The 10,845-nt window shown below is 68.5% G+C and carries 8 protein-coding genes and 1 pseudogene; 2 read left to right on the top strand and 7 right to left on the bottom strand.

Features of this window, described 5'->3' with window-relative positions:
* The 5 genes and pseudogenes from J8847_RS18140 to J8847_RS18120 form a co-directional block, all read right to left on the bottom strand.
* Positions 1 to 193 (bottom strand): annotated as a pseudogene (locus J8847_RS18140) (hypothetical protein); the annotation flags it as partial.
* 115 nt (positions 194 to 308) lie between these two features.
* Positions 309 to 1,262: a LysR family transcriptional regulator gene (locus J8847_RS18135; protein WP_229512997.1), complete on the bottom strand. Its 954-nt coding sequence runs from the start codon at positions 1,260 to 1,262 to the stop codon at positions 309 to 311.
* Between the two features lie 71 nt (positions 1,263 to 1,333).
* A complete protein-coding gene (locus tag J8847_RS18130) occupies positions 1,334 to 2,293 on the bottom strand; it encodes a chemotaxis protein (RefSeq protein WP_211526108.1) in 960 nt (319 codons plus the stop codon).
* Between the two features lie 191 nt (positions 2,294 to 2,484).
* A complete protein-coding gene (locus J8847_RS18125; RefSeq protein WP_211526107.1) occupies positions 2,485 to 4,863 on the bottom strand; it encodes a DNA polymerase II in 2,379 nt (792 codons plus the stop codon).
* Positions 4,863 to 5,663: a ferritin-like domain-containing protein gene (locus J8847_RS18120; protein ID WP_211526106.1), complete on the bottom strand. Its 801-nt coding sequence runs from the start codon at positions 5,661 to 5,663 to the stop codon at positions 4,863 to 4,865. Before J8847_RS18120 ends, J8847_RS18125 begins: the two co-directional genes overlap by 1 nt.
* Positions 5,664 to 5,913: 250 nt before the next feature.
* Between J8847_RS18120 and J8847_RS18115 the strand changes: the two genes are divergently transcribed.
* Entirely contained in the window at positions 5,914 to 6,633 is a 720-nt protein-coding gene (locus J8847_RS18115; protein WP_211526105.1) for a hypothetical protein, read from the top strand.
* 132 nt (positions 6,634 to 6,765) lie between these two features.
* Positions 6,766 to 8,853 (top strand): GGDEF and EAL domain-containing protein, encoded by a 2,088-nt coding sequence (locus J8847_RS18110; protein WP_229512995.1) that lies wholly within the window; start codon positions 6,766 to 6,768, stop codon positions 8,851 to 8,853.
* A 7-nt stretch (positions 8,854 to 8,860) separates the two neighbouring features.
* Here J8847_RS18110 and J8847_RS18105 read toward each other — a convergent pair whose 3' ends face one another.
* Positions 8,861 to 9,652, bottom strand: coding sequence for a LytTR family DNA-binding domain-containing protein (locus J8847_RS18105; protein ID WP_211526103.1), 792 nt, complete (start codon positions 9,650 to 9,652; stop codon positions 8,861 to 8,863).
* Positions 9,649 to 10,758, bottom strand: a complete 1,110-nt coding sequence (locus J8847_RS18100; protein ID WP_229512993.1) for a sensor histidine kinase — start codon at positions 10,756 to 10,758, stop codon at positions 9,649 to 9,651. The genes J8847_RS18105 and J8847_RS18100 overlap by 4 nt, the downstream gene beginning before the upstream one ends.
* Positions 10,759 to 10,845 lie beyond the last annotated feature (87 nt).

Here is a 10,845-nt window from a genome sequence, read left to right as displayed (position 1 = left end):
AGTCCTGGGCCGGCCATGCCGCCTCGGGCGCCGCCAGGGCCGCGATGGCGCGCCCGGAAGGCACGCCGGCCGCATCGCGCAGCTGGGCGCGTTCGCCCTGCGGCCCGAAGGACATGCAGCCCGCCAGCAGCAGCGGAAGCATCGCGGCGGCGGCGCGCGCCGGCGCGGAGGAAGTGAAAAGATGGTCGGACATGCTGGCCTCCGTGAAACCGTTCGTTTCCCGAAGCATAGTTGCCCGAGCTCACGAAGGCCATGCCGGCGGCCGCATGCAGGTCATGCGCGAAGTGCATGACCTCCGGGTCCGGGACTCAGGGAGCGTCCGGCCCCAGCAGCGTCGTGCGCACGAATTCGCGCAGCCAGCGGTTGCCCGGATCGCGGTGCTGGAGCTCGTGCCAATACATTGCCAGCTGCAGCGGCGCCAGCGCGATCGGCACCTCGGCCAGGACCAGGCCGAGGTCCTGCGCCAGGTCATTGGCCAGGCGGCGCGGGATGGTCGCCAGCGCATCGGTGTGCAGCACCAGGTGGGCGGCGGCGGTGAAGCCCGGCACGTGGCACAGCACCTTATCCGGCGGCAGCAGCGTCTCCAGGGTGCGGGTCACCTCGACGTCGTGGTGGCTGGTGTGGAAGATGCTGATCAATACGTGGCGCTGGGCGAGGTAGGTCTCGCGGTCCAGGCCGCCGGCGCAGGGGTGGTCGGGCCGCATAAGCACGGCATGGTCGTCGCCCCACAGCAGGCGCTGGCGCATATTGCTGACCAGGTGGGGAAAGCGCCCGATCAGCAGGTCGATCTCGCCGCGCTCGATGCGCGCGTCGAGCGCCAGCGGGTCGCCGTGGAGGGTGCGCAGCAGGATGCCGGGGGCCTGGTGGCGCAGCGCCTCCAGCAAGCGCGGCAGCACGTGCACGATGGCGCCGTCCACCATGTACAGGCCGAAGGAACGGCGCGCGGTGAGCGGGTCGAAGGCCGCCGAGCCCTCCTGCAGGCGGCGCGCGGCGGCCAGCAGCGCGCTCACCGGCTCGGCCAGTTCGAGCGCGCGCGCGGTCGGCTGCATGCTCTGGCCGGAGCGCACGAACAGGGGGTCGGCGAAGTGCAGGCGCAGGCGCGCCAGCACCCGGCTGATGGTCGGCTGGGTCATGCCGAGCAGCTCGGCGGTACGGGTCAGGCTGCGCTCGCGCAGCAGGCTCTCGAGGATCTCGAGCTGGGGCAGGTCGGGCAGCGCGCCGCCCTCGCGCCTGGCGGGCGCCGGTGGATGGGTTTCCTTCAAAGGTACTCCAGCAAACCCGCGCTGGAAAGGCGGGTGGCGGCATCATAGCACTGCCGCCACCCGGGCATGCATCAGCCGTGCAGCACCTTGCGCAGGGTGCGCGACAGGTCTTCGGCCGAGAACTTGGCCACGTAGGCGTCGGCGCGCACGTTCTTCACGTGTTCTTCGTTGGTGGTGCCGGACAGCGAGGAGTGGATCACCACCGGCATGTTGCTGAAGCGGTTGGTCGACTTGATGTTGCGGCACAGGGTGAAGCCGTCCATCTCGGGCATCTCGAGGTCGGTCAGCACCATGGCCACGCGGTCGTACACCGTGCGTCCCTCGGCCTCGGCCGCGCTGGCGATGGCGTTCAGATGGTCCCAGGCTTCCTTGCCGCTCTTGGTCATCACGAAAGGCAGGCCCATCGCGTCCAGGCCCTGCTCGATCAGGGCGCGTGCGACCACCGAGTCGTCCGCCGCCAGGATCACGCAGCCCGGCTTGATCTGGATCTTGTCGCCGACCGCCTGCTGGATGTTTTCCGGCTCCTGGTCCGGGTTCAGCTTGCGCAGGATGGTCTCGACGTCGAGCACCTGGGCCAGGCGCCCAGGCTCGCCGCCCACCGTATCGAGGCGTGCGATGCTGGTCACCATGCCGCTGCCGGCGCTGTGCTCGGCCGACATCACCTGGTTCCAGTCCAGGCGCACGATCTCTTCCACGCTCTCGACCGCGAAGGCCTGGGTGGTGCGGGCGAATTCGGTCACCAGCATGATGTTCAGGCCGGTCTTCGGCGTGACGCCCGCGATTGCCGGCAGGTCCAGCACCTGGATGATCTGGCCGCGCAGGTTGACCACGCCCAGCACGTGCGGGGGCGAACCGGCCACCGAGGTGATCGAAGGCATGGCGACGATCTCGCGGATCTTGAAGACGTTGATGCCGAACAGCTCGCTGTGATTGCCGTTCTCGTCGCCGCCGAGGCGGAACAGCAGCAGCTCGAACTTGTTGGTCCCGGTGAGGTTGCTGCGCTCGTCGACTTCTTGTTGAACCGATTTCATTGCGTTTTCCGATGAAGTAATGCCGTGGTAAGAAACGGGATGCCGTGATGCCGTACGGAAAGCATTCTAGACGTGAAGCGTTTGCTTGGGTCAATACGGCATCAAATCCCGCATAAACTCGGCAGCAAACGTTCCCAAAAAACCACGAATTGTCACAGCAGCCACAGAGCCAGATGTCGGATCAACATGTTTTAGAACAAGGCGCCCTGGCGGCTGGTCAGGCGATCGAAGCGCTCGCCCAGGAAAGGCAGGATGGCGTCGGCCACCGGTTCCAGCTGGCGCGTGAGGTAGTGCTCGTAGTCGATCGGCGAATGCAGGGTTTCCAGCGGCTCGGGCCCAGCGGTGGTCATCACGTAGCGGATCCAGCCGCCCCGGCGGTAGATCGCCGGCCGGCCGTTGCGCAGATGGTGTTCGTCGGCCATGCGCGCGGCGCGCACGTGCGGCGGCACGTTGCGCTGGTATTCCTCGAGCGGACGGCGCAGGCGCTTGCGGTAGACCAGCAACGCGTCGTGCTCGCCGCGCAGGGTGGCCGCCACGTAGCCGCGCACATAGTCCTCGAAGGGCTGGTTCTTGAAGATGCGTTCGTACAGGCCCTGCTGGAACTGCTGGGCCAGCGGCGTCCAGTCCGTACGCACCGTCTCCAGGCCGCGGTAGACCATCTCGTCGCCGCCGTCCGCACCCGTCACCAGGCCGGCGTAGCGCTTCTTGCTGCCCTCGTCCGAGCCGCGCACGGTCGGCATCAGGAAGCGCCGGAAGTGCACGTCGTATTCCAGCTCCAGCGCGCTTTCCAGGCCCAGCTCCTCGCGCAGGTGCTTGCGCCACCAGCCGTTGACATGGTCCACCAGGGCGCGCCCGATGCGCTCGGCCTCGGCATCGGCCTGCGCCCGCCCGAGCCACACGAAGGTGGAATCGGTATCGCCGTAGATCACCTGGTAGCCCTGCTCCTCGATCAGCGCCCGCGTGCGGTGCATGATCGCGTGCCCGCGCATCGTGATCGACGAGGCCAGGCGCGGATCGAAGAAGCGGCAGCCGGTGGTTCCCAGCACGCCGTAGAAGGCGTTCATGATGATCTTCAGGGCCTGCGACAGCGGCGCGTTGCGCTCGCGCTTGGCCGCTTCGCGCCCGGCCCAGATCTGGGTCACGATGCCCGGCAGGCAGTGCCTGGTGCGCGAGAAGCGCCCGCCGCGAAAGCCCGGCACGGTGGCCTCTTCCGGCTCGCGCAGGCCCTCGACCAGCCCGACGGGATCGATCAGGAAGGTGCGGATGATCGATGGATACAGGCTTTTGTAGTCGAGCACCAGCACCGAGTCGTACAGGCCGGAGCGCGAATCCATCACGAAGCCGCCCGGGCTGTCGGCGCCCGGCACGTCGCCGATATTCGGCGCCACATGTCCCTGGCGGTGCATCACCGGCATGTACAGGTGCTCGAAGGCCGCCACCGAGCCGCCGCTGCGGTCGGCCGCCAGACCGGTCACGCTGGCGCGCTCCAGCAGGAAGGCCATGACCCCGGTCTTGTCGAAGATGCGGGTCACCAGCTCGCAGTCCTTCAGGTTGTAGCGCGCCAGCTGCGGCTTGTCCTCGGCGAACATGCGGTCGATCTCCGCCATCCGGTCGAAGGGATTGTCGATGGCCTTGCCCTCGCCCAGCAGCGACTGGGCCACGCTTTCCAGGCTGAAGGACGGGAAGCTCCAGGTGGCCGAGCGCAGCGCCTCGATGCCGTCGATCACCAGGCGTCCGGCGATGCCGACGAACCAGTGTTCCTGGCCGCCGCGGTCTTCGCGCCATTCGAGGGCGGCGCCGCCGCGACCGAGCCTGAGCGGACGATTGTAGCGGTCGGCGTGCTTCTGCAGCACGCGCAAGTCGAACTGGACCACGTTCCAGCCGATCACCGCGTCCGGATCGTGGCGCGCGAACCAGGCTTCCAGGCGCTCCAGCAGTTCCGGGCGGGTGGCGCAGTATTCGAGCGCGAAGTCGATCCCGGATGCGTCGCCGTTCTCGGGACCGAGCATGTAGACCTGGCGCTGGCCGCAGCCTTCCAGCGCGATCGAGTACAGGTCGCCCTGGAAGGTGGTCTCGATGTCGAGCGAAACGGTGCGCAGCGCGGGACGATAGCCGGGCGCCGGCTTGAGCTGGCCGTCCAGCACCAGCGGCCCTTCGCCGGCATGCCCGACGAAAGCCACCGGCGCCGTGATGAAACGCTCCATCAGGTAGCGCTCCGGCGGCCGCACGTCGGCCTCGTACATGCCGATGCCGTGCTCGCGCAGCCGCTTTTCCAGGCGCAGCAGCTGGCGGTACTGGCGGCAGTACAAGCCCAGCACTGGGCGGTGATGAAAATCCGTCAGCGCCAGCGGGCGCAGCTCCCAGCCTCTCTCGCGCTCCAGCAGCTGGCGCACGCTGTCGCCCAGCTCCGCGGGCACGAAGGCCACCGGCGTCTGCGCCGGCAGGCGCACCCGGCGCGGCCCGTCGTCGGTGGCGAGCCAGAACTCGACTTCGCAGCCCGACTCCAGGTCGCGCCAGTGGCGGGTCAGCAGGAAGCCCTGCCCGCTCGTGGTCTCGTCGAACGCGTCCATCACAGGTAGCGCTGCAGTTCCGCGTCGGTGAAGCCCGCCTGGCGGCGCGCCTCCACGTTGAAGGGGCCCTTCAGGACCGGCGCCTTGTAGCGCGCGGTCAGCTCGTCGTAGGTCGGCAACGGATCCAGGCCGCGCTGCGCGCACAGGTGGAAGTACCAGCGGTTGCCGATCTCCACGTGGCCGACTTCGTCCGCCAGCAGGCGGTCCAGGATCGCCGCCGCCGCCGGGTCGCCGGCCTGGGCCAGCTTGGCGCGCAGCGGCGGAATCGCGTCCAGGCCGCGCGCCTCCATCGTGCGCGGCACCAGCGCCATGCGCGCCAGCAGGTCGCCGCTGGTCTTGGCGACCATCTCCCACAGGCTGTCGTGGCCCGTGAAATCGCCGTACTGGTAGCCGAGCGTGGACAGGTGGCTGCCGAGCATCATGAAATGCAGGGATTCCTCGTGGGCCACGCGCAGCCAGTCGGTGTAGTAGGCCGGCGGCATGCCGGCAAAGCGCCAGATGGCGTCCAGGGCCAGGTTGATGGCGTTGAATTCGATGTGGGCCAGCGCATGCACCAGCATGGCCCGCCCTTCGACGGTGGCCATCGAACGCCGGCCCACCAGGCGCGGCGGCACCAGTTCGGGCCGCACCGGCCGGCCCGGGATCGGGCCCTGCGCATCCAGGACGGCTTGCGGGTCGACCTGCAGCCGGCCCTCCGCGTGCGCCTGCGCCAGCGCGGCCACGCCCGCGGCCTTGGCGGCGGGATCGGTTTCAAGCAGACATTGCAGCGCACACGCGCGGAGCTCGACGGAGCGCTCCATGGGAAAACCTGTATCGGGAAAACCATGGAGTTTACCAAATCCCCGCCCCCATTCCCATCGCCGCCGCGCCGGTCGAATATGCATGCGGGGCCGCGCTGCAGGAGTCCCATTCCCCCCGTCCGTGGGGGAAGAAATCCGTGCCCGGCCTGACTAGACTACGCCCTGCCAGCCTGCCGACGCCAGTGCACACAGCAATCCGGCGCCGGGCAGGCCGCACCGAACACTCGTGCAACCACATCACCAGGACACCATGGACATCCTCAACTCCGTCATCGAAGCGCGCCAGGCGCAGCTGCGCCAGTCGGCCCTGTGCACCTACATCGGCGACGCCGCCGTCGCTCCTTACCAGCGCCTCTCCTTCGTCCCCGCGATGATGTTCTTCACCATGGGCTTCAAGGACATTCTGGCCGCCCTGCGCGACGAGCACGACAATTCCCCGCTGCAGCAAAGCGTGCACCAGCATTGCGACGAGGACTCCTTCCACTGGCAGTGGTACCTGGAAGACCTGGCGCGCATCGACCACGGCCGCCGCCTGCTGGGCGTGCCGCCGGCCCAGGCCTTCACCGAAGTCTGGGGGCCGGAGCACCGCGCCACCCGCGAGGTGGTCTATCACGGCATCTTCCTGGCCAAGACCCACCGCACGCCCTTCCTGCGCATGGCCATCATCGAGGCGCTGGAAGCGACCTTCGCCTGCTTCAACGAGCCCATGTACCGCCTGGTCGGGGAACTCGGCCTTTCCGACCGGCTCGACTACTTCGGCAAGGTGCACCAGCATGCGGAGGCGAACCACGCCAAGGACCAGGAAGGCGTGGAACAGGACGGCGTGGAAGGCAGCGGCTACCTGCTGCGCATCGGCGAGTTCGAGACCGCGGTCGGGCTGGTCAATGAATTGTTCGACGTGTTCGAGGACATGTTCGACTGCTGGTACCGCGCCCGCTCGGAAGCCCCGAGCCTGCCGATGGCGGCCTGAGCGTCCCGAAAGAGTGCGCCGCGCCAAGGTTGCGCCGCGGCTGACCCGTCACTGTTAGTATGAAACTCCGTGCGACTAGATGACTGGCGGAACACCATGCTGTCCCGTTTGCCTCCTGACGTCCAGCAACGCTTGGACGAACTGCTCGAACACTTGCCCGCCGGCGTGGTCGTCCACGACAAGGACGGCCGCATCCTGTCCGCCAACCGCCTGGCCAGCCGCCTGCTCGACCGCAGCGTGGCCGCGCTGATCGGCACCGAATCCGACCCCAGTCACTGGAGCTTCGTGCAGGACGACGGTTCGCCGATGCCCGAATCCGACTATCCCGTCAACCAGGTGTTGAGAACCGGCAAGCCCCTGTCGCATTATGTGGTGGGCTTGCGCCGCGAGGGACGGGGAATCATCCGCTGGATGATCTGCAATGCCTACCCGGAACGCGACCCGCACGGCACACTCGAGCGGGTGGTCGTCTGCTTTACCGACTGCACCGCCCTCAAGCGCGCCCAGCGCAAGGCGCAGAAATCCGAGGAAAGGCTGGAGCTGGTCCTGCGCGGCTCCACCGACGCGTCCTGGGACTGGAACCTGCGCACGGGAGAAGTCTATTACTCCGAGCGCTGGTGGGATGTGCTCGGCTACGCGCCTGGCGCCATGCCGACCGAGCCGGAAACGGCCATGCGCCTGATCCATCCCGACGACGAGCCACGGGTCCGCGCCTTTGTCCGCCAGCTGCTGGCCGAGCCGCGCGACAGCTACAGCATCGAGTTCCGCATGCGCCACCAGGATGGCCACTACCTGCCCGTCCTGTCGCGCGGCTACGTCTCGCGCGACCCCGACGGCAGGCCGCTGCGCATGTCCGGCACCAATACCGACCTGACCGAGCGCAAGGAGAACGAGCAGCGCATCTACGAGCTGGCCTACTTCGACCCGCTCACCGGCCTGTCCAATCGCCGCTACCTGATGGAGCAGCTCGGCGCCAGCCTGGCGCGCGCGCGCCGCCTCGACGAATACGCCGCCCTGCTGTTCATCGACCTCGACAACTTCAAGCTGCTCAACGACACCCTGGGCCACGATGTCGGCGACGAGCTGCTCAAGCAGGTCGCCGCCCGCCTGCGCACCACCCTGCGCGCCAGCGACCACCTGTCGCGGCTGGGCGGAGACGAATTCGTGGTGGTGCTGGAAGACCTGGGGCTCTGTCCGGACGAAGCGGCCGCCGAGACCAAGGGCGTCGCGACCAAGATCCTGCACGCCTTGGGCCAGCCCTTCGAGCTGGGCCCGCATACGGCCTCGACCTCGCCCAGCATCGGCATCACCCTGTTCGACGGCGCGCCCACCGACATCGACACCTTGCTCAAGCAGGCCGACCTCGCCATGTACCGCGCCAAGGCGGAAGGCCGCAACACCGCCTGCTTCTTCGAGGCCAGCATGCAGTTCGCCGCCGACCGCCAGGCAGCCCTGGAAAGCAGCCTGCGCACCGGACTGGCCGAGCAGGAATTCGTGCTGTACTGCCAGCCGCAGTTCGGGCGCGACGGCCTGCTGAACGGCGCCGAGGCGCTGCTGCGCTGGGACCGGGGCGCGCTGGGCATGGTCCCGCCCGGCGAGTTCATTGGCCTGGCCGAGGCTTCGGGCCTGATCGCGCCGCTCGGACGCCACGTGCTGGAACAGAGCTGCCGGCTGCTGGCGCGCTGGCGCCACAACCCGGCCCTCAAGGGACTCAAGCTGGCCGTCAACGTGAGCGTGCACCAGATGCGCGATCCGACTTTCCCCGATACCGTGGCCGAGGTGCTGGCCCACACCGGTGCGCCGCCCCATTGCCTGACGCTCGAGATCACCGAAAGCGTGTTCGCCGAAAACCTGCCCGAGCTGATCGAGCGCATGTACCGCCTGCGCCGGCTGGGCGTGCAGTTCGCGCTCGACGATTTCGGCACCGGCTATTCATCGCTGGCCTACCTGCGCCGCTTTCCCCTGACCGCGCTCAAGATCGACCGCTCCTTCGTGCACGACGCCCACACCGACCGCAGCGCGGCCGCCATCGTCGAGGCGATCGTCACCCTGGCGCGCAAGCTGGACCTGGACATCGTGGCCGAGGGCGTGGAACTAGACGCGCAGCGGCGTTTCCTCAACACCTGCGGGTGCGACGCGCTGCAGGGATATCTGCTGGGCCAGCCGATGCCGGCAGCCCAGTTCGAACGGCGCTACGGCCATCCGGCGGGCGTAGCCTAGACTGCACTCACATCTGGCGGAACAGGTGCGCGAACACCGGGCTGACGCGCGGCTTTTCCGGCCGGTTACGCAGGTTGAGCACCACCTTGCCCATGGTGTCGCGCCCGGCGCTGGCCACGCAGCGCATATTGACCACCGTGCCGCGGTTGATCTGCTGGAACTCCTGCGGGTCGAGCTGGGGCAATAAGTCCTTGAGCGGCAGGCGGATCAGGGCTTCACTGTCGGCCGTGGCCACGTTCACGTACTTGTCGACCGCCTGGAACAGCACCACCTCGGACACCGGGATCATGCGCACCATGCTGCCGACGGCGGCGCGGATCATGGTCAGGCGCTCGGGGACAGCCACCTGCGGCAGCAGGGCCTGGAGCTGCCCTACCAGCTGGGCCAGGGCGGTATCCTCGTGCTGCGCTTCCACGGGCGCCTCCAGCCGCCCGCGCAGGCGCTCCACGGTGCGGGCCAGGCGCTCTTCGCTCACCGGCTTGAGCACATAGTCGGCGGCGGCCCGCTCGAAGGCCTGCACGGCGAATTCGTCGTAGGCGGTCACGAACACCACCTGCGGGAAAGGCGCCGGGCCTTCCCAGCGCTCGGCCAGTTCCTCGGCCGCTTCCAGGCCGGTCTGGCCCGGCATCTTGATGTCGAGGAAGAGCACCTCGGGACGCAGCGCCAGCGCCTGCTCGACGGCCGCCACCCCGTTCGGGGCGGTGGCGACGATCTCCAGCTCCGGCCAGAGGCGCTGCAGGGTCTTGGCCAGGACGGCGGCGAGGATCGGTTCGTCTTCGGCAATCAGTGCACGGGTCATGCTGTGGTCTCCAGTGGTAAGGTCAGTCGTACGATGGCGCCCTGCGGCTGATTTCGCGCGAGCACGATGGCGGCGCGCTCGCCGTAGATCGCCTGCAGGCGCTCGCGGGTGGTGGCTACGCCCACCCCCCCGCCGCGGCTCTCCGGCTTGTCCTGCAGCCCGAGGCCGGTGTCGCGCACCGTGATCTCCAGCAGCCCGTCGCGCGCTTCGGCGGCGATCGCCACTTCGCCGCCCTCGATCTTCGGCTCCAGGCCGTGGATGATGGCGTTTTCCACCAGCGGCTGCAGCAGCATCGGCGGCAGGCGCACGCCGCGCAGCTCCTCGGGCAGGCTCAGGCGGCTTGCCAGGCGTTCGCCCATGCGCACCCCCATCAGGCCCAGGTAGGCCTCCATGGCCGCGAATTCCTGGGCCAGGGTGGTGCTCTCGCTGCGGGTGGCGCTCAGGGTGGCGCGCAGGTACTGGATCAGCTGGTCGAGCATGCGGCCGGCGCGGTCCGGATCGAGGGCGATCAGGCCCTGCAGGTTGGCGAGGGTGTTGAACAGCATGTGCGGCTCGATCTGGGCCTGCAGCAGGCGCAGCTGGGCCTGGAGCGCCTGGCGCTCGATGACCTCGGTCCGCAGGCGGGCGTCGGCATGCTCCTGGCGGATGCGGCGCAGGCGGTCGCGATGGCGCACCAGCAGCACCATCGCGCTGATCACGCCGAAGGTCAGGACGATCATGCTCACCCGGCCGGCCGTCGGATAGTCGGCCAGGATGGGCATCTTGTAGCCCATGATCGCGAAGCCGACCCGCATGCCGGTGTAATGGGCCACCGGCGCGGCCAGCACCATCACGCCGAGGAAGGGCAGCCACTGGCGTGCGCTCCACTCGGGCAGGTCCCACCACAGCAGGCGCGCGCCGTCGACGATGCCGAAGGCCAGCATGCCGATGCACACGGAGAACACCAGCTGCTCGTACAGGATTTCCGGCTTGCCGACCACCAGCGTGATGACGACGGCGGCGAGCACGCTCATGACCAGGGCGAGGCGCATGTCTTCGAGCAGGCGCATCAGGCGCGGGCGCGGGGTCGGTGCGGAGATGGAGGCGATGGCGGTGGACATGTTCATCATTTTATCCGGATAGCAACAAGTGCAGGCATCGTGCCCAAGCGCCGCCGCCGGGCCAAGCCGGGTGCGACGAAGCGGGTTGCGGAT

Source organism: Massilia sp. AB1, assembly GCF_018119385.1.
In the GTDB taxonomy this organism is placed as follows: domain Bacteria; phylum Pseudomonadota; class Gammaproteobacteria; order Burkholderiales; family Burkholderiaceae_D; genus Telluria.
The sequence above is the reverse complement of the archived record's forward strand: the minus strand, read 5'-3'. Positions and strand labels throughout refer to the sequence as shown.

Bases quoted from the DNA above. Each gene is read 5' to 3' on its own strand.
- J8847_RS18130 (WP_211526108.1), bottom strand. From the start codon at position 2,293: ATGAAATCGGTTCAACAAGAAGTCGACGAGCGCAGCAACCTCACCGGG.
- J8847_RS18125 (WP_211526107.1), bottom strand. From the start codon at position 4,863: ATGGACGCGTTCGACGAGACCACGAGCGGGCAGGGCTTCCTGCTGACC.
- J8847_RS18120 (WP_211526106.1), bottom strand. From the start codon at position 5,663: ATGGAGCGCTCCGTCGAGCTCCGCGCGTGTGCGCTGCAATGTCTGCTT.
- J8847_RS18115 (WP_211526105.1), top strand. From the start codon at position 5,914: ATGGACATCCTCAACTCCGTCATCGAAGCGCGCCAGGCGCAGCTGCGC.
- J8847_RS18105 (WP_211526103.1), bottom strand. From the start codon at position 9,652: ATGACCCGTGCACTGATTGCCGAAGACGAACCGATCCTCGCCGCCGTC.
- J8847_RS18100 (WP_229512993.1), bottom strand. From the start codon at position 10,758: ATGAACATGTCCACCGCCATCGCCTCCATCTCCGCACCGACCCCGCGC.